Source organism: Streptomyces sp. NPDC018029 (assembly GCF_044327655.1).
Taxonomy (GTDB): Bacteria; Actinomycetota; Actinomycetes; order Streptomycetales; family Streptomycetaceae; genus Streptomyces.
Window position 1 is genome coordinate 1 of record NZ_JBIRFV010000002.1, and the last position, 18,589, is coordinate 18,589.

Annotated in this window: 17 protein-coding genes and 1 pseudogene; 9 read left to right on the top strand and 9 right to left on the bottom strand. The window is 71.8% G+C overall.

The annotated features are described in order from the left end of the window. Positions 1-153: 153 nt before the first annotated feature. From ACH4D5_RS04600 to ACH4D5_RS04610, 3 genes are all read right to left on the bottom strand, one after another. The gene (locus ACH4D5_RS04600) at positions 154-2,184 is read right to left on the bottom strand and encodes an ATP-binding protein (protein ID WP_398298563.1); all 2,031 of its coding nucleotides are present in this window, start codon (positions 2,182-2,184) and stop codon (positions 154-156) included. A 254-nt stretch (positions 2,185-2,438) separates the two neighbouring features. Then, the gene (locus tag ACH4D5_RS04605) at positions 2,439-2,903 is read right to left on the bottom strand and encodes an SRPBCC family protein (protein ID WP_398298565.1); all 465 of its coding nucleotides are present in this window, start codon (positions 2,901-2,903) and stop codon (positions 2,439-2,441) included. Positions 2,904-2,944: 41 nt separating this feature from the next. Then, positions 2,945-3,745, bottom strand: coding sequence for an SDR family NAD(P)-dependent oxidoreductase (locus tag ACH4D5_RS04610; RefSeq protein ID WP_398298567.1), 801 nt, complete (start codon positions 3,743-3,745; stop codon positions 2,945-2,947). Positions 3,746-4,029: 284 nt separating this feature from the next. Here ACH4D5_RS04610 and ACH4D5_RS04615 point away from each other — a divergent pair, with 284 nt between their 5' ends. Beyond that, positions 4,030-4,722, top strand: a complete 693-nt coding sequence (locus ACH4D5_RS04615) for a TetR/AcrR family transcriptional regulator (protein WP_398298569.1) — start codon at positions 4,030-4,032, stop codon at positions 4,720-4,722. Between the two features lie 202 nt (positions 4,723-4,924). Beyond that, positions 4,925-5,902, top strand: coding sequence for a VOC family protein (locus ACH4D5_RS04620; RefSeq protein ID WP_398298571.1), 978 nt, complete (start codon positions 4,925-4,927; stop codon positions 5,900-5,902). A gap of 200 nt (positions 5,903-6,102) precedes the next feature. Here ACH4D5_RS04620 and ACH4D5_RS04625 read toward each other — a convergent pair. Continuing rightward, positions 6,103-6,808, bottom strand: a pseudogene (locus tag ACH4D5_RS04625) (IS5 family transposase); the annotation flags it as partial. Between the two features lie 101 nt (positions 6,809-6,909). Further along, a complete protein-coding gene (locus ACH4D5_RS04630; protein ID WP_398298573.1) occupies positions 6,910-7,374 on the bottom strand; it encodes a Crp/Fnr family transcriptional regulator in 465 nt (154 codons plus the stop codon). 271 nt (positions 7,375-7,645) lie between these two features. Between ACH4D5_RS04630 and ACH4D5_RS04635 the strand changes: the two genes are divergently transcribed. The 4 genes from ACH4D5_RS04635 (at position 7,646) to ACH4D5_RS04650 (ending at position 10,863) form a co-directional block, all read left to right on the top strand. After that, a complete protein-coding gene (locus ACH4D5_RS04635) occupies positions 7,646-8,629 on the top strand; it encodes a universal stress protein (RefSeq protein ID WP_398298575.1) in 984 nt (327 codons plus the stop codon). Between the two features lie 305 nt (positions 8,630-8,934). After that, on the top strand, positions 8,935-9,804 hold the full coding sequence (locus ACH4D5_RS04640) for a universal stress protein (RefSeq protein ID WP_398298577.1): 870 nt from the start codon (positions 8,935-8,937) through the stop codon (positions 9,802-9,804). A 45-nt stretch (positions 9,805-9,849) separates the two neighbouring features. Next, positions 9,850-10,194, top strand: a complete 345-nt coding sequence (locus ACH4D5_RS04645; protein ID WP_398298579.1) for an STAS domain-containing protein — start codon at positions 9,850-9,852, stop codon at positions 10,192-10,194. Between the two features lie 144 nt (positions 10,195-10,338). Further along, entirely contained in the window at positions 10,339-10,863 is a 525-nt protein-coding gene (locus tag ACH4D5_RS04650) for a pyridoxamine 5'-phosphate oxidase family protein (protein ID WP_398298581.1), read from the top strand. Between the two features lie 24 nt (positions 10,864-10,887). On the opposite strand, the gene ACH4D5_RS04655 is transcribed toward ACH4D5_RS04650, so the two are convergent. Next, on the bottom strand, positions 10,888-12,585 hold the full coding sequence (locus ACH4D5_RS04655; protein ID WP_398298583.1) for a GAF domain-containing protein: 1,698 nt from the start codon (positions 12,583-12,585) through the stop codon (positions 10,888-10,890). A 217-nt stretch (positions 12,586-12,802) separates the two neighbouring features. Further along, on the bottom strand, positions 12,803-13,519 hold the full coding sequence (locus ACH4D5_RS04660) for a response regulator (RefSeq protein WP_398298585.1): 717 nt from the start codon (positions 13,517-13,519) through the stop codon (positions 12,803-12,805). Between the two features lie 342 nt (positions 13,520-13,861). Here ACH4D5_RS04660 and ACH4D5_RS04665 point away from each other — a divergent pair, with 342 nt between their 5' ends. Both ACH4D5_RS04665 and ACH4D5_RS04670 read left to right on the top strand, forming a co-directional pair. Beyond that, positions 13,862-14,443, top strand: a complete 582-nt coding sequence (locus ACH4D5_RS04665; RefSeq protein ID WP_398298587.1) for a CBS domain-containing protein — start codon at positions 13,862-13,864, stop codon at positions 14,441-14,443. A 234-nt stretch (positions 14,444-14,677) separates the two neighbouring features. Further along, entirely contained in the window at positions 14,678-15,292 is a 615-nt protein-coding gene (locus ACH4D5_RS04670; RefSeq protein ID WP_398298588.1) for a hypothetical protein, read from the top strand. On the opposite strand, the gene ACH4D5_RS04675 is transcribed toward ACH4D5_RS04670, so the two are convergent. Together ACH4D5_RS04675 and ACH4D5_RS04680 are read right to left on the bottom strand one after the other, a co-directional pair. Beyond that, positions 15,255-15,695, bottom strand: a complete 441-nt coding sequence (locus tag ACH4D5_RS04675) for an OsmC family protein (protein WP_398298590.1) — start codon at positions 15,693-15,695, stop codon at positions 15,255-15,257. The genes ACH4D5_RS04670 and ACH4D5_RS04675 overlap by 38 nt on opposite strands. Before the next feature lie 49 nt (positions 15,696-15,744). After that, positions 15,745-17,034, bottom strand: coding sequence for a DUF6777 domain-containing protein (locus ACH4D5_RS04680; RefSeq protein WP_398298592.1), 1,290 nt, complete (start codon positions 17,032-17,034; stop codon positions 15,745-15,747). 185 nt (positions 17,035-17,219) lie between these two features. On the opposite strand from ACH4D5_RS04680, the gene ACH4D5_RS04685 reads away from it, so the two are divergent. Then, positions 17,220-18,518 (top strand): streptophobe family protein, encoded by a 1,299-nt coding sequence (locus tag ACH4D5_RS04685; protein ID WP_398298594.1) that lies wholly within the window; start codon positions 17,220-17,222, stop codon positions 18,516-18,518. The last annotated feature ends 71 nt before the right edge of the window (positions 18,519-18,589 follow it).

An 18,589-nucleotide genomic window follows, 5' to 3' on the forward strand; every position in this document is an offset into this window, starting at 1 on the left:
GCCGGGGGGCCACCGCCCCCCCCCGCCGTGGCCCCCGGCCCCCGTATGGGATGGGGGGTGGGGGGGGGGGGGGGGGGGGGGGGGGGGGGGGGGGGGGGGGGGGGGGGGGGGGGGGCCCCCGGGGGGGGGGGCGCCCCCCCGACTGTCACGCCGTCATGGAGGAAGCAGCGGCAGGCCATTCTCCTCGTGACGCCACATGATCTCCTCGATCCGTGAGACCGCGGTGGTCAGGTGCCGCCGGTACGTGCTGTACGGCATGTCCAGGCGCCGGGCCGCCGCCTCCTGGGTGGGCGCTCCCTCGATGAAGGCGAGCGTGGCGACGCGGAGCGCCTTGTCTCCCCCGCGTTCGGTGACGAGGCCCGCGACGGCGTGGGCGAGCACCTCCCGCAGCGTCATGCCGTGGTCGGTGACCAGGCGGCTGCGGCGCAACGGGTTAGCCTCCAGGGCCCGCGGCTGGTTCAGGTCGCGCAGCGCGGAGCGGACCGCGGCGGTGAACTCCGGGCGGCTCAAGGCCGGTGGGGCGAGGGGGGCGCGGGGCCGGGGAAGAGACGTACCGGAACCGTCCGAGCCCTTGTCGGCGGCGGACAGCAGTGTCTGCTGCTTGGCCGTCAGCCACGCGCGCGGCGGCAGGTCACGCCAGTCGTGGGCGAAGACGCGGTAGGCCGCTCCTCCGACGGTTACGGGCCGCGCCAGCGGTGTCATGTCGCAGAACTCCATGTGCGCGTTCCAGAACCCGTCGTCGCGCAGCACGATGAACGACCACGCCGGCCCGCTGTCCCGCAGGAGCTCGCCGAGCATGCGCCAGAGCATCAGGTCCATCACCGGCGAAGGCCGCTGATAGTGGCGCGGGTGGACGTGGAAGCGGCCGAGGGCGACGTGCTCCCCGGGGCCGAGCGGTCCGTGGGAAGCGACGTGGTCCCAGACCGCGGCGGCGATCGGGTCGTGCTCGCGGCCCTGACCCGGCTCCGGCCGCAGCCAGGCGGAGAACGCCACGGCAGGCGCTGTGCCGCGCAGCCGCTGCACCCGGAAGTCCTGTGGCCGGCCGCGGAGCCAGAAGCGGACCGCCGCTGCCGAGTCGGTGCCCTCCGCCTCCTCGGCGAGGGCCAGCACGTGCTCCTCGTCCGACGGCAGGTACGGGTGGTCCTCGACCAGCCCGGGGAGATGCCACAGGTGGCTCTGAGCCATGTGGCCCTCGCCCCGGTAGAGGAACTGCAGCGAACCGACCTCGTGCAGCAGCCGTTCGGCGGGTACGGAGCCGATCCGTTCCAGCAAGTGCTCGTGCAGGCGCCGGTACAGCTGGTCGTATCCCTCGGGGTCCCGCCACCGCAGGTCGGCCGCGAGTGCCTTGCGGACGATGTCGTGGGGGAAGACCCCTTCGGCGCAGTAGTCCACGTACGGCTGTTCCCGGAGCCACGCGAACAGTTCCGGGGCGTCGTCACCGACCATGGCACGCAGGAGTGCCCCGGTCGTCACATGGGCCTGGGAACAGACCTCGAGAGCCAGGCGGTGCCGGGGGCCCGGCAGATCACCCAGCATCCGCCGCAGCAGCGACGTGACGACGTCGGGGGCGGGGCTCCAGCATCCGGAGTCCGGCAGGTCGCTCCCCTCCGTCCCGGCCACCTGAGCGGCGAGCGCCAGGACGAGCGGGTGACCGGAGGCGAAGGCGAGCAGGGGTCCGCGCCGGGCGGGGGCAACTCCCCGTCGCTCCAGGAAGATCTCCGCCTCGCCCGCGCTGAGCTGCTTCAGCGCCACCACCTTGAGCAGGTCGCTCCAGCCGGGGTCCGCAAACCAGCCGACGTCGGGCGCGTGTCGGCCCGCGACGACCACCAGCACGTCGTCGGCCAGGCTCGGCAGGAACTCCTCGCGCAGCCAGCCCTCCAGGCTCTGGCAGTACTCGAAGGTGTCGATGAGCAGCAGGGCACCGGGCGTGTGCGCGACCGCGGCGGCCGCCTTCTCGAAGGCTTCCGGCACGGCGGGCAGGGCCCGGCCGTCCACGTGGACCACCGGTCGGCCGACGCCGCGCGCCTCCTCGGCGTACCGCCGCATGAGTGTCGACTTGCCGATGCCGCCGGGGCCGTGCACGTACAGCACGGAGGCGGCACCGGGCCGCCCGGCGAGGGCGTCGCGCAGCAGGGCCAGTTCGGTCTCCCTGCCGACGAAGGCGCTGCCTCTCGCCTTGCTCACACGCTCGGCGAGAGTGCGACGTGGCGGTGCTTCCATGTGTGGTCCTGCCCTCTTTCACGGCAGGTGCGTGCCGCATCACTTCCCCGGACCGTCACGACGGCCGGTCCTCCCCGGGCAACCCTAGCCAAGGCCCGTCACCCAGAGGTGAGCGGGCACGGGCGTCCGGGGCGGGTCGGCGAGTCCGAGGGCGGCGCTCTCGGTCAGGTCGTCCAAGAGGGTCCGCTCAGATGGGCCGTCGTATCGTGAGGGCCCGGTCAGCCGACCGGCGCCTCGTGAGAGGGCCGGGAGGCGGCGAAGTGCCGCCGCAGCGCGGACAGTCCGCTGCCGTACAGCTCCTCGACGAGCGTCTGCGCGGCGGCGGAGTCCGCGGCGTCCTCCTCCGACTCGGCCGACCACTCGACGAAGGTCTCGCCGGTGTCCGTCACGGGCAGCACCCGGAGCGTGGAGACGCTGCGCCGGACGGGGAAGGGGTGTTCGACCAGCTCGTAGGTGAAGGTGCGTGCGGTGTCGTCGAACGCGGTCAGGCGTTCCAGCACCGTGGTGTCGCCTCCGGCGAAGCGCAGGCGCCGCAGCGCACCGACCGTCGTGGCCCCACCTTCCTCCAACTCACTGGCGGCGATGGCCGGGTGCCACCGCGGGAGACCGTCGAAGGGGCGGACGAGCTGCCATACGGCTTCGGCGGTGGCGGGAAGGACTGCGCTGACGTACGTGCGTGCCATGGATGCTCCTGTGAGAGGTGGGAAACCAAGAAGGCGAGTGGTCAGACGCCTGCGGCCGTCAGCAGGCGCCGGGTGAGCGCGGCGAGGCGGTTGCGGTACGCGGGGGTGAGGGCGTCCGGCTCCGAGGGGTCGGCCCTCTCCTGACTGTGGAAGTAGGCGCCGGTCACGCCGGCGAGGTCGGCGGCGTCCACCAGTCGGCGCGTGGCGGCCACCCCCTTCTCCAGTGACTCCTGGACCGGCATGCCGGAGGTCTTCGTCATGGTGGTCGCCATGAAGGTCGCGGGATGGATTGCGTTCACGGTGATGCCCGAGTCGGCCAGTTGCTCCGCGAGGTCGACCGTGTGGCTGATCAGAGCGAGCTTGGAGCGGCAGTAGGCGTCGGCCTGAGTGAAGTGGTGTTCGTGCTGCGGGTCGTCGAAGTCGAAGAGCTGCTGGCCGACCGAGGCGACGTTGACGATGCGTGCGTGCGCGGCCTCGCGCAACAGGGGAAGGAGTTCACGGGTGAGCAGCACCGGCGCGAGGTAGTTCACGGCCAACCGGAGTTCGTAGCCGTCCGCGGAGACCTCCCGCGGGGTGTTCCCGCCCTGGAAGCCCACCCCCGCGTTGTTCACGAGGACGTCGAGACTGCGGTGCCGGGCGCGGACGTCGGCTGCGAGCCGCTTCGTCGCGGCGAGGGACGACAGGTCGGCGGGGAAGACCTCTCCGCCTGTGGTGGCGGCGACCTCGGCCAGCCGCCCCGGGTCGCGGCCGTGCAGCAGCAGGCGGTGGCCGTCCGCCGCGAGATCCTCGGCCAGCGCGCGGCCGAGGCCGTCGGACGCTCCGGTGATCAGGATGGTTGCCACGTGGGCCCCTTTCGATGGGATGCGGTGGTGCGTGCGCACAGATATGCGCACCTTGCGAGCGGCCACCGCCCAACAGGTGTCACTTTAACTCAACACCTGTTGATTCTTGGCTCCTGCCTGTGTCCCTGCGTCTGTGCCCCACCGCCCCGGCCCCTCCCCCGCCCCGCCGCGACCGCCGACCAGGAGCCGGAACGGCCTCTCCCGCTGGCTACCCTGAGCAGGGCTCCTCACCGTCTGACGCCGTTCTTCGTGGAGACAGGAGCCGCAGAAGGAGAGGAAGCCGCGTGGCAGCCCGACGCACCGACACGAGCACACCTGAAGAGCCGGCCCAGGCCGCCCCGCGCAGCTGGTCGCGTCCCGCCAGTCGGGGGGACCGTCGCTTGGAAGGGCTGCTCTCCGCCGCGGAGACGTTGCTGACGGAGAAGCCGTTCGCTGAGATCTCCGTAGGAGAGGTCGCCGCCAAGGCGGGCATCTCACGGCCGACGTTCTACTTCTACTTCGACACCAAGCACTCCCTGCTGGCGGCCCTCCTGGAACGGGTCATGCAGGACAAGCTGGAGATCGCGCTGCGCGGCTTCGGCACCACCGAGGCGGATCCGACGCCGCAGCGGACGTTCGAGGCCAACTACACCGAGATCCTGGCGCTGTGGCGGGAGCACGCACCGGTGGTGCTGGCCGCGTCCGACGCCATGGGGGCGGACGCGGAACTGCGAAGCGTCTATACCGGGCTGCTCAATCTGTTCATCGAACCGGCCACGGCGTGGATCGAGCACGAGCGGGCCACGGGACGTGCCCCGGCGGGCACACCCGCCGGCATCCTCGCCACCACACTGGTGTGGATGAGCGAGCGCAACCTGTACGCCGCTCTGCTGGGCATGGAGCCCCGCATCCCCGACGACCAGCGCGTCGCCGCCCTCGCGGAGGTCTGGATCCGCAGCGTCTTCGGCGGCCAACCGCCCGCTCCAGCAACGGCCTGACGCGGCTTCGGCGGATGGCATGGCCAGATCTCCGCGCCATCCTCCTTGAGGAGGGGGTTGCAAGGAGGAGACGGCACACCCTTTTCCACCTGGAGGACCAGGGCCAGGCGGGTTGTCCGGTTCTAGTGTTTGACGAGTCGACACGCTCGGATACACCCGCGGGCTTCTTCACGGAGATGCCCCGCAAAAGGAGAGAGAAAGCATGCCCGACATGGCCGACCAGGTGGCGGAAGAACTGCCTCCTTCGTTTTCCCACACCGCCTTGATCGTGGAAAGCATCGAGAAAGCGGCAGACAGGTTCCGGGAAGTATTCGGTGTGTCCTTCGGAAGCGCCGAAGAATATGCCTTCTCCCGCACCGACGCCTCTGGCCGTACCACACATTCCACTCTGCGCATGAGTGTGTCCCTCACACGGGAGCCCTACTTCGTCCTGGTCGAGGCGGTGGACGAGCAGGACCGTGTGTTCGACCGGGAGCAGTTGGGTTCGCTCGCCTACTGGGGCTGGTGGGAGGAAGACCCCGAGGATCGGTTGCGAAAGCTGCGTCAGGAAGGCGTCGGGATCGCCGCGACCTACGCGACGGCGCCGGGCTGCTCACCAGAAATGATCATCACGGAGCCCGATCTGTACGGAACCCGGATCTGTTACGTGGCACCGGCCTTGAAGAACCGTATGACCGCGCAAGCCGGGCTCGCGGAGGAGGGTTCGCTGCCCGACTCCTATTACCACGTGGGGATGGTCGTACCGGACATCGACGAGGCGATCCAGCGGTGCGCCACGGTGTTCGGCGTATCCTTCACCGCCGCGGCCTGGACCGAATCCCCGCATCAGCAAGAAGGGGATGTCACCCACATACCGTTCCGGCAGCGTCAGGCAATATCCCGTACCCGCGAGCCGTACGTCGAACTGATCGAAGCCACTGGCGACGGCGTCTTCGGTCCTTCCCGCGCGGGCACCCTGCTGTATTACGCCTGTTGGGAACGCGATATGAAGGCCCGGCTCGCCCGGCTCAGGTCCCAGGGCTTCGGCATGGATGCCGTCATACGCATGGACGCCGCATCGGATCCGATCGCCGCCATCACGTCGTACGACCACCACGGCATCAGGCTGGAATTGGCCGACCCCGCCGTGAAGCCGGTGATGGAGCAGTGGGCGAGGGCAGGACAGCTTCCCGGTTCCTGACACCGAGGTCCACCGCCTGCGGCAAGCAACGAGAACACCTGGGCCCGGAAGCACCTTCGGGCAGTGCGCCAACATACGTCCCCACTGATGTCGTCCAATCTCATCATCTCTTGCGCGCCTAGAGAGCCGGAGGACAAGTGAGCCTCGATCGGCCGCAAAACGCCGGCACCACGTCGGCGGCTGAGCCTGGCTCCGCGCGCCCTTGATGTCGCCTTGCGCGGCGGCATCAAGGGCGCGGCCTTGAGCGCCCAGCCGGTGCCGTGCGGCTGGCCGCGTCCGGCGATCGCTGGGCGGATACCACGGACTCGCAGCAGGCGCCGGTACTTGTCATGATCGTAGCCACGGTCGGCGAAGAGCATGTCCGGCCGACACCGGGGCCGGCCGACGAGACCAGCCACGGCCGGGATCTTGACCAGCAGAGGCAGAGGCTGGGTGACGTCGTTGCGGTTCCCGCCGGTCAGCGAGACCGCGAACGGGATGCCCTGCCCGTCGGTGAGAACGTGGCGCTCGCTGCCCGGCCGCGCGCGGTCGACCGGGCTGGACCCACCTTTAGGCCTCGCCGAGCGGCCCGGATGTGCGAGGAATTGATCACCGTCCGAGTCCAGTCCAGCTGGTCGGCCGACCGCAGCTTCTTCAGCAGCGCGACGTGCAGTTGGCCCCAGGCGCCAGCCTCGTTCCGGGCCGCCAGACGTCGCCAGGCGTCGCCAGCAGGTCACGCCCGAGCCGAAGCCCAACTCCCCTGGCAGGCACACCCATTGGATGCCGGTGTAGAGCACGAACAAGATCCCGCACAACGCCTGCCGGTCCGGCACCCGCGGCCTGTTCTGCCCTCTACCTTCTTCGGACCTCGCTCGGCAGCAACGGCTCGACCAGCGACCACAGTTCGTCCGACACGATCCGATGCACCGCCGCCCGCGACGCCGGGCACAGCGTGCTGCGACTACCAGCACGCGCGTGGCCCCGCCACGCCTGTGATCAGTCGCAAGGCCCGCGCGCTCCCTGGCGAGTCACCGATTGCCTCCACTGCCGTACGGCGCATACAGGTCGAGGAGCCTCGTGCGGGCGGCCTGCAGCCGGTGGGCCAGGATTTTGCCGACCCACTGACCCACGTCCCTGCCGAAGGCGGGATCTCGTCCGCACATGCGGCGGACGGCAGCGGCCTCGAACTCGTGGGCGCACACCGGAGATACGGTTTCGGCCCCCAGTTGCCAGACATGTGGCGGGAACAGCCAGGACCAACCGACGAGTTCGTCGAAGCCGAGTCGCTCGATGACGGGTGCCCGGTAGCCGGGAACCCGCATGTCCAGGGCGATGGTGCCGGAGCGGATGATCCAGAAGCGGTCGGCGCGGCCGCCTTCATTGAACAGGCGGGTGCCCGCCGGGAAGGTGACCTCGCGAGCCAGGCTCATCAGCCTTTCCCGGTGCTCGGCCGAGAGTGCCTGCACCATGCGCGGGGTGGTGACGGTGGTCATGGGAATCTCCTGGAGGCCGTGGTCCCGTACTGCCGTGGTCCCGGTACTGCTTACTCACAGCGTCGTACGTCGCGGGCGCCGGAGCGCAGGGGCCGTCCGGGCACCCGCAAAGGCCGACCGGCCCCCTTGGCCCGCCCCTCGATTCCCCCGGATGCTGCAGGGCACCCGGGAGCCGTGACGTGTGAGGCGGCGGCCCGAGGGCCGGCGTGACGTACCAGCGAGCGGGGGCGCAGCCAGGCAAACAGACCGCGGAGCAGGGGAGTTGCGAATCGTGGGGCAGCATCCGCTGGTGGTGGGCGTGGACGGTTCGCAGGACAGCTCGCGGGCAGTTGACTGGGCGCTCGACGAGGCCGTCCGGCGCGGCGGCGGGCTCCGGATCGTGCACGCGTCGAGCTGGGAGTGGTACGAGGGTCACGAACCGTCGATGGGGATCAGCGGTGACTCCGTGCAGGCGTACGCGGAGCGGATCGTGACCCAGGCGGTCGAGCACGCCTCTCGGCGCACCGTGGCCGCGAAGGTCACCTGTGTGGAAGTCATCAGTCAGGTGCCGCCTGAGGACCCCGCGGCCGCCCTGATCCGCGAGAGCCACCGGGCGAGCGCCGTGGTGGTCGGCACCCGGGGGCCCGGCAGTCTCGCCGGGCTGTTGCTCGGGTCGGTGAGCCTGTCGGTGGCCGCACACGCCGCCGCCCCGGTGATCGTGGTGCGCGGCAGCGGGGAGAGCCACGGCAGCCGCTTCGGCCGGGTGGCGGTCGGTGTCGACCTCGCGGAGCGCTCGACCGCGGCACTCGACTTCGCCTTCCGGGCGGCCGAACTGCGCGGCGCCGCCCTGCGGGCCGTGCACGCCTGGCGCTGCCCGGCTCATGAGGTTCCCGACCACTCCCGCGGCGACGATGTCGTCGAGGGCAGTGCCCGCACCGCCCTCCTTGCGGCCGCGTCGGACGCGGACCTGCTGGTCGTCGGTGCCCGTCGGCGCAAGGGGCACGTCGGCATGCAGCTCGGGCCGGTCAACCACGCGGTTCTGCACCACTGCGCGTCTCCGGTCGCGATCGCGGGCACCGGGCCTCCTACCGGCCTTCCACCCCAACTGGCCTCGGACCGGGGCCGTTCGGCCCCCGCACCAGGGCCGTGTGCCACCAGCCATGACGCCCGGTCAGTGAGACATTCAAGGGGCAACAGGCAACCCCTGGCCCTCCTCGGCGCGACGACCGCGAGGCACCACCACGCACAGCGAGGGATACAGACCTCAAGGTCCTGACGCCCGGTAAGCGCCGACGCGGCGCCAGGACCCTCCCGGGGCGGCACGTCCGAGCGCGTCCGCGCTCGGAGGCCGCCCCGCCCGCCCGCGCGACCGGAGGGGAGCCGGTCGCGCGGGCGGGCCAAACCCGAGCCCGCCCCCACCCCCCACCGGGTACGCCCGGTCCCGGCACGGCCCCGAACGGCCACGTCGAGAGGGCCGGTCGGCCCTCCCCCGCCCCCGGCCGACGACGCCATGCTGAGTCGACGGAGCAGCGGCCGACACGGTCGCACCACGCCCCATGAAACCTTTGAGGAAGGTATGCGATGACCCCCGCGATCACCGTAGGAGTGGACGGCTCTCCCGAAAGCCTCGCGGCTGTCGACTGGGCCGCCGACGAGGCCGCGCTCCGTGGAGCACCGCTGCGTCTGGTGCACGCCTGGCTCTGGCAGCCCCTTGAGGTGCCCATCGTGCAGGACCCGGAGGAGCAGGCGAAGTCCGCCCGCGGCATCCTGCGGGAGGCCGAGACGCGTGCGGCAGGCCGGCACCCCGAGCTGCGGTGCGCCTCGGAAGTGGTGTCGGACACCGCCGTCGCCGCCCTGCTGCGCGAGGCCGAGCGCGCCGAAACGCTGGTACTGGGCTCGCGAGGGCACGGCGCCCTCCTCGGGTTCCTGCTGGGCTCGTACGGACAGCAGGTGATCGCCGCCGCCTCCTGCCCGGTCGTCTCCGTCCGTGTCCCGCAGGACGGAGCCCTGCCGGACAGCGGTGACGTCCTCGTGGGGCAGCAGGGGTCCGCGGAGGACAGCGCCGAGGTGCTGGGCTTCGCCTTCCGGGCGGCGGCGGCGCGGGGTGCCGCGGTACGCGCGGTACGGGCATGGAGCCTGCCGTCCGTCTTCGCCTACAGCCCCGGATCACTGCGGCTGGCGGACGAGGCGGGCGGCCTGGTGCAGTACGAGGAGAAGGCGCTGCGGGAGGCACTCGCGCCCTGGCGCGACCGGTTCCCCGACGTGCCAGTGGTCGAGCACGTCGAACTGGGCAGCGGCGGACAGGTACTGCTCGCGGCGGCCCCCGGCGCTCGGCTCCTCGTCGTCGGCCGCCGGACCCGCCGCTCCCCTGTCGGGACCCGCATCGGCTCCGTCGCGCACGCCGTCCTGCACCACGCGCCCTGCCCCGTGGCCGTCGTACCCCACGCCTGAGGCCCCCGTCGCGCCCCGCCCCTCCTTTCTCGTGGAAGGCAGCCCATGACCAGCACCTCCATCGCCCACATCACTCCCATCCACGTGACGACAGAGACACAGTGCGACGGAGTGAGGGGCCTGGCGCTCGCCGGTGAGCTCGACCTCGACACCGTCGCGCGCATCGAGCCCGAGCTGATGCTGGTGTCGGCGGGGGGCGGGACGGAGGTCGTCCTGGATCTGGCGGGCCTCACCTTCTGCGACACCTCCGGGGTGAAACTGCTCCTGCACCTGCACCGGCGGTGCGCGGCGGACGGCGTCCGGCTCCGCCTGTGCCGCATTCCGCGCCGGCCGGGCCGGGTGCTGCGCTCTCTCGGCGTGGACCGCGCGATCCCGTGCTCGTTCGCCTGAGGGTGGCCACGTCCGGGGTGCGGCCGATCCGCGAGGGGCCCGCCGCAGGGACCATTCGGCCCTGGCCCCGTGAGACGCATACAGGAACGCTTGACGTCAGGCCGGGACGGATTGGGCGGACAGCCGCAGTGGAGGGTGCGCACGATGAACGAGTACGCGGACCAGGCGAAAGGTTCCCGCGAAGTGGCGCCGCGGCACCTGACGCCCCTGTCCCGGACCGACGCTCTGAGGCTCCTGGGCGGCGTCTCGCTGGGACGCATCGTATTCACCCACCAGGCGCTGCCCGCGGTACGTCCCGTCAACCACTGCCTCGACGGCGACGACGTCATCGTCGGTCTCCACGACGGCACGACGCTCGCCTCACTCACGGCGCCCTCCGAGGGGCCGGGACTTGTCGTGGCGTACGAAGCCGATGTGATCGATGCCGAGACCCACCTCGGCTGGAGCGTGGTCGTCACCGGATACGCGCGCCTGGTGACGCATCCCGACCAACTGGACCATTACCGCTCCGTCCTGCGGCCGTGGGTGACGGGGGCCATGCAACACGCCCTGCGCATCCAGCCCGACATCGTCACCGGCTTACGGCTGACCGTTCAGCCCTGGACGGCGACTCCAGCGCCCCTCAACGGGACACCCGGCACCGCGGCCGCGAATTCACCCTCCGCGTGAAGGCAGGCGCACAGCCGCCAGACGTCACGTGTTGCCGGAGACGTCCAAGGGGGCACGCCACACGAGTCGCGTGCCGTTCCCGGCCGCCCCTTCGATCTCGAACGTGCCTCCGACCGCATGCGCCCGCTCCGCGAGGTTCCCGAGGCCACTGCGCCGGCCTCCCTCGGGGATGCCCTTGCCGTTGTCCGACACCGTCAGGACGACCTCGTCGGCGGTGGCCTGCACACTGACCTCCACCCGCGTCGCCTGCGCGTGCCGCGCCGCGTTGCTCAGCGCCTCCGTGAGCGCCGCCATGATGTGGTCGGCCACCTGCGCGGGCACATCGGTGTCCAGGAGCCCCTCCATACTGAGCCGGGGCGGATAGCCGAGCGCCGGCGCGGCTTCCCCGACCGCTCGGGCGACCTGGGCGCGCAGGCTGGGGCCGATGTCCTCGTCGCGGGTACGGAGGCCGAAGATCGTAGAACGAATGATCTTGATGGTCTCATCCAGGTCACCGACGGCCCGCTCGACCCTTTCCGCGGCGCCCCTGTGCTCGACGAGACGCGCGGCGCTCTGCAGGGTCATGCCGGTCGCGAAGAGCCGCTGAATCGCCAGGTCGTGCAGGTCGCGGGCGATGCGGTCCCGGTCCTCCAGCAGGGTGAGCTGCTCGGCGTCGTGACGGCGCTCGGCGAGCTCCAGGGCCAGGGCCGCTTGTCCGGCGAAGGCGAGCAGCGGGGCGAGCTCCTCGTCGGTGAACGGCTGGCCGTCCAAGGAGCGCGCCAGGAGGAGGACGCCCCGGGTGTCCTCGCCGCCGGTGCCCAGCGGCACGGCCACCGCGGGGCCGAGGCCGTCGAAACGGCGAGGCCCGGCGTGGTACCGCTCGTCGGCCGCGAGGACGGCGGAGGTGACCGGCGTGCCGGTCTTGTAAGCGGCGCCGGACAGGGTGCCGACCACGGGGACGACCAGACCTCGCCGCTCGCTCTCGTCCGCCCCGATCGCCAGCTCGACTACGAGGTCGTCGGTCCCCGCGACGGGCACCGACACGTCCGCGAGGCGGGTTCCGGTGATCTCCAGGGCGCGGCGGGCGATCAGTTCGAGCACCTGGAGCCGGGGGCTGCCGGAGAGCAGGTGGTTGGTGATCTCCGCGCTGGCCTGCAGCCAGCGCTGCTGGCGCTGCGAGTTCTGGTACAGCCGGGCGTTGTCGATGGCCACGCCGGCGGCCACGGAAAGGGTGGAGATCACGGACTCGTCCTCGGCGTCGAAGTCCTGCTCATCCCGCTTGTCGGTGAGGTAGAGGTTGCCGAAGACCTGGTCGCGGACTCGGATCGGCACGCCCAGGAACGTGCGCATCGGCGGGTGGTGCGCCGGAAAGCCGTACGACGCCTCGTGAGCGCTGAGATCGCGCAGCCGCAGCGGTTCGGGGTTGTGGATGATCTCGCCGAGCAGCCCGTGTCCGGCAGGCAGGTGGCCGATCTTCGCGATCTCCTCCTCCGACAGCCCCGTGGTCAGGAACTGCGAGAGTGTGCGGCCGTCGGGACCGATGACGCCCAGCGCGCCGTACCGCGCGTCCACGAGCTGCGCGGCGGCCTCGACGATGCGGCGCAGCACCTGTGCCAGGTCCAGCTCGCGGCCCACCGAGACGACGGCTTCCAGCAGACTGTGCACGCGGTCCCGGGTGCCGCGAGCGGCGTTGATGCGCGCCTGCAGCTCCTCCAGCAGCTCGTCGAGCCGCATCTGAGGCATCCGGGACAACGGTTCCTCAACGCCCACAGACCCCTCCTCGATCCACCACGCCCTGCCCTTCTCCAGCCTATCCACTCGTACTGCCGCCGAGGGAAACCAACGGGGGAACCAGCCGGGACTTACGGGGAGCCCGCGGTCGGTGGACAGGACGGCATGGGAGGGGAGAAGGGACGGCAGGGTACGGCGTGCCAGGCCCCCCGGGACGCTGCCGGGGGCTCTACTTCGGCGGGTTCGAGGCGTCGTTGTGGGGACGGTCGGTCAGCTGGGTGGCAAGCACGGCGGCCTGCACACGGCGTTCCACCCCCAGCTTGGCGAGGAGGCGGGAGATGTTGTTCTTGACGGTCTTCTCGGACAGGTAGAGCCGCTTGCCGATTTCCCGGTTGGTCAGCCCCTCCCCCACCAGCGCGAGGATGTCCCGCTCCCGCTCCGTCAGTCCGGCGAGGCCGGACGGCTGCTCCTCCTTCTGCTGGCCGCCACCCCGCAGCCGGGCCATCACCCGCGCGGTCGCTCCGGGGTCCAGGAGAGACTGCCCCGCGGCCACGGTGCGTACGGCGGAGACGAGGTCCGTGCCGGTGATCTGCTTGAGGACATAGCCCGACGCACCGGCCATGATCGCGTCGAGAAGCGCTTCCTCGTCGTCGAACGACGTCAGCATCAGGCAGGAGAGTTCCGGCATCCGGGAGCGTAGTTCGCGGCAGACGCTCACTCCGTCACCGTCGGGAAGCCGCACGTCCAGCACGGCCACATCGGGACGCAGGGCAGGGACGCGTACAAGGGCCTGTTCCGCGGTGCCCGCCTCTCCGACCACGGTCAGGTCGGGCTCGCCGTCCAGCAGGTCGTGCACCCCTCGACGTACGACCTCATGGTCGTCGAGGAGGAAGACCTTGATCGGCTCTGGCGCCGAGCCGTCGGCGCCGGCGGTGTTGTCCGTCATCAAGCAGCTCCGTGATTCCTGATCGCCCCCGGAGGCGGGGGCCGACTTGCAGCATGTACCGGACCAGGGTCCAAGGGCCAGGGCCGGATGGCCCATTTCCCGCTCCGCATGCTCCGCTCGGCGCGATCCTCCTGTCCGGCGCCCTTCCGCTCATGGCCCCTGTGCTGTCGAGCGCCGATGGGCCGAAAGGCCCTCCCTGTGGGCCCTGACCGGATCTGCCACGTCGCCCGTCCGAGCGGAAGGGTGGTGCTGCACGACACGAAGCCTCCGGCCGACACGGCCGTACGCCAGTACGACGGAAAAGAGGTGATCGCGGTGAGGACCCGCACCGTAGGTGAAGTGATGACCGACGAGGTGGTCCAGGCACGGCCGGACACCTCCTTCAAGGAGTTGACTGCCCTCCTCACGACACACCGCATCAGCGGGCTGCCGGTCGTGGACGAGGACGACAAAGTGATGGGCGTGGTCTCGCAGACCGATCTCACCCGGCGCCAGGCAACCCGGCACGGCCGTTCTCATCCCGCCTCGCCGAACGCCCCGACGGCACGGACTCTGATGACCACTCCGGCAGTCACCGTGCATCCCGAACAGCGCGTCGTCGACGCCGCTCGCATCATGGAGCGGCGACATGTCGCCCGGCTTCCCGTGGTGGACGAGGAGGACCGACTCATCGGCATCACCACCCGCCGGGACCTCTTGACGGTTTTTCTGCGGACCGATGAGGAGATACACAGGGACGTCGCCGCGGAGCTCCGGGCGCGGACGCCGCTGGCCGACCGGGACGACATCCGGCTACGAGTACGTGACGGGGTGGTCCAGCTGGAGTGCCCGTCTCACGGAGCCGTAGACGCGACGGCGCTCTTGCGAGCCGCCTGGCAAGTGGATGGCGTGGTCGGGGTCGTGCGCGTCACGCATGACGCATGACACCAGCTCAGCGCACCCGCCTCCGCGGTTTCAGCGGCACGTTCGGCAGTTCGGGGGCGGGGAGTGGGTCCCCGTCGCATCCCTTCACCGAGCCGCCTTGTTCGCTGCGAGGGGTCAGCAAAAGGTCAGCATCGCCCACTTGATGTTCGCGCGACCCTGGCCGTGTGGCGGCGATACCCCTCGGGCGGCGAGGCGGGCATCAAGGGGTTCGCCGCCCAACCGATCGAGCCCGGCATGAGGTGGCGAGAATCGCTGTTGCACCCGGGCTGCGCCCGATGGATCTCGATGGCCGAGGCCCTCGGCTGGGGCGCCTGGAAGCCGCACCCGCCCGCCAACTCGACTGTCGGAGTGGCGGGCGGCCGGGCGGAGAGAACCGTCCACGCCGAACACCCCACCGCCCAGGCGACGCCCACCGCGTGGCGCTGGACCCTGCGCAGCAACAACCAGGCCCACGCCGCCGAGCACCGTCCCGGCACCGGATCCGATTCGGGTCACCGCCGCCGAGGCCGGGAACCTGCAGACCTTCCCCGCCGAACTACCCCGGGCAGGGCAACAAGGGTTGGGAAGTTCAATTGGCTCGGGGAGCGCGGCCGCATCCAAGAGCTGAGCCGCCTTGAGGCGCTGTCCGACCGGCTCGTGCTCGCCGGCGGCGAGGACGCCCGCGGCGAACTCCCCTACCGCACAGCCGCGTTCCTGGCAGAACGTCTCGGTACGGAGCTGCTGCGCTTCCCCGGCGGACACACCGGCCTGACCACGTACCTGGCGGCCTTCGTCGAGCGCATGGCGAAGGCGCTGCGCGCCTCACGGTGTGTCAGGCGTCGCCGGTGCCGTCGGAGACGGTCACGGTGACCGGGGTGCCCGCCTCGACCGTGCGGCTGACCGTGCACAGCCGGTCGTGGGACGTCTTCACGGCCCGGGGCAGGATGGTGCGGGCGCGCTCCCCCGACGGACCGTCCGGGAACGTGACGTGGAAGGCGACCCCGAGGTCCGACATCCGGTTGCCGCCCTCGTCCTCGACCTTGGTGCCGGTCACGGTGACGGTGAACGCGGCCGGTTCCTCGTGACGGCTCGTGGCGACCTCCACGTCGGCCGCGCTGCAACCGCCGATCGCTGCGAGGAACAACTCGACCGGCGTGAAGTCGGCACCCCCGCCGGTGCCGAAGGTCAGCGTGCTCCCTTGGGCGTTGGTCGCGGTGAACCGGCCGGGGCCTGCCCGCTCGATGGTGACGGAACGCAGTGCATTGTCAGTCATGCGAGGAGAGTACTGTCCCGCCGTCGCCGGCCCGGCGACATCCACTCGCTCACGGGCTCCCGTCCGCCTCGGGGGACGACGGCGGCGGTGCGGGCCCGGACGCGGGCGACTCTTCCTCGACCGAGGAGGGCGGCTGCGTGGCGGGCGAGGAGGGCGGCGCCGATGAGGAGGGCGGCAGGACCGACGAGGGCGGGCACGAGCTTGCCGGGGGCACCCCGGGGGACCGCGCGTCGCACGGCGGCGTACTGGCCGTCGAGGTCGACTCGTCGGGGGACGGGGTGTCCGGGTGCCGTGAGGGAGGCCTGGTCGCCGGAGGCTTCGTCTTCTTGTCGCCGGTGCCCGTGTCGCCCTTGTCCCGGGTGAACCAGTCACCGCTGTCCGGGTCGTACACGACGAACTGGTTCACGACCTGGGTGGCGGGCGCCACGACCACGACGTTCGAGGGCCGGTACCCGGGCCACGCGTCGCCCGTCTGCCGCGGTGTGCTCTTCTGCGCGACGGGTGGCAGCAGCGGGTTGCCGCAGGCGCAGCGCACCCGCGGCACGCCATGGTCGTCGACCAGTACCGCGGTGCCGGTCTGCAGCACGGCCTGGTAGCCGGTGGCACGGCCGTCGCGGTAGCCGTGGTTGGTCACGCGGGTGTCCAGCCGCAGGTGCACGGGCGTGAGCGAGCGCAGGTAGCGGGGGACGCCGGACGGTTCGATGTCGAGGACGGAGGCGAACGCCTTGTTCTTCGCCGGGTCCTTCTGGAGCGCGCCGACCTGCTTCTCCACGTCGCAGCTGCCGACCTTCCGCGTCCCGCCGTAGAGACCGGGCGCCGCGCCGTCGACGCCGCGCGTCACGTTGGCCGAGGCGGACGAGCTGGGCAGCTCGCTCGGGGAGGGTGGCGTGGAGCCCTCGCGGGCCGTCGACTGGGTGAAGGGGTCGGGCCCCGACTTGCCCGCGGGCTGGAGGAGGACCTCGCCGCCCGACTCCGACGAGCCCTCGGGGCGGGTGAGGACGACGGCCAGGATCACCGCGGCCACCACCGCGGCGGAGATCGCCGCGACGCGGGGCGCCGACTTCCACCACGGGCGACCTCCTCCGCGACCGGCACCGTGGCCGCCCCCGCCCGTGCCGTCGGACCCGCCGCCGCGGCCCCCGCCACCGGCCGGACCGCTCGGCGGGCCGTCGCTCGGCGGGCCCGAGGGCCGCGCACCACCCGGAGGCGGCGTCGAGCCGGCGGCGCTCGCGCCCGCCTGGGTCTCGCCCGGCCCCGAAGGGGTCGGCTGCGAAGGACCCGAGAGCGGGCCCGAAGGGGGTCCTGTGGGGCGTCCTGACGACGGCGGTTCGACGCTCACGAACACTTCCCTGTGTGGGGGGGGGATCGGCGACGTACCTTTTATTCCGGTACGCGCCTATTGTGTGCCCCGACGTCCGGGGCCCCGCAAGCCGACGCCGGTCGGCCCTCCCGAAAGCCCTCTCGAAGCCCTCCCGAAGTCCCTCTCGAAAGGCGGACCGGTCCCGCGCTGCTTAGCGTGGCACCGTGAGCGAGCAGACACCGCCGCGGCGGGCCGGGGCGCAACGCGCGGAGCAGGGCCGACGGGCCCCTCATGGCTGGCCCCATGCCCTTGCGGCCGTGCTCGCCTCCTTGGCGGCCATGGCCGTCGTCGCCGGGCTCGGCCTGTGGGCCGCGGGCGCCGCCGACCTGCCCGGCGGGGCGTTCCCGAGTGTCGTCGCAGCCGTCGTCGTGATGGCGGTCGGCGGTTCCGTCGAGCTCTCCGGCGACGCCGGGATGATCGCCGAGACGGACGCGGGGCTCTCCGTGCTCCCGCTCTCCGTCAGCCTCGTCGGCGCTCTGGTGGTCGCCGCCGGGTTCCTCCGGCCGCTGCGGCACCGGGCCGTGGCCGACGTGCGGGAACTCGCCGGCTGGGCCGCCCGGATCGCGGTGCTGTGGCTGCTGCTGCTCACCGGCCTCGGCCTGCTGGCCCGGCACCGCTTCGCGATCGCGCCCGGCGACGGGCCCGCCGGGGAGATCGGCGATCTGCTGGACTCCTCGCCCGAGGTCGGATTCAAGACGGATGTGCCGCTGACCCTCGTCTTCGGACTGCTGTGGCTCACGGGCGTCCTCGTCGTGGCACTGTCCGTCTCGCGCGGCGCCCCGCTCCCCGCCCGCCTGCTGCGCTTCCAGGAATCAGTGCGTCCCGCGGCGTACGCCATGGTGTTCCTGCTGCTGTCGTACGCCGCCCTGGGGCTCGCCGCCGGCCTCGTCGTGGCGGCGACGCGCGGCCATGCCGCCGAGACGTTCGCGGTGCTGCTGCTCGGGTTGCCCAACCTCGTCTGGCTCGCCTTCACCCTGGGGCTCGGCGCGTCCTGGGAGGGCCGGGTCGACGGGCCGTTCGGGCTGCCCATGCCGCGGGTCCTCGACGAGGTGCTGCGTACGCCGGCCGATTCCACGCTCAGTTTGCGGACTCTCGCCGAGCACGACGGGCGGGTGTGGTGGCTGCTGGTCGTCGCGGCGGTCCTGGTGCCGACGGCGGCGTTCCTGATGGCGGCCCGCTCCCCGGCACGGATGCGGGCCTGGCAGCATGCCGTACACATGGCGGTGGCGCTGGCCCTCACCGTGCTCGCCGTCTGTCTCCTGGCGGGCGTGTCGGCCCACTACGGGCTCTCGCTCCTCGGCATCGGGGATCTCGGCGGGGGTCTGTCCGGCCTCGTGGAGCTGCGGCCGCACCTCTGGAAGGCGCTGCTCCTGGCCGTTGCCTGGGGTCTGGTCTCGGGGTTCCTCGGCGGGGTGCTGGCGCGGCGGGTCCATCGGCGGGGCGAGGTGCGGCCCGGGGCCTGACCTGGCGCGGGCTGTCCTGGCCTGGAGCGGGCTGTCCTGGCCTGGCGCGGGCTGTGCGGTCGGCCGTCGGG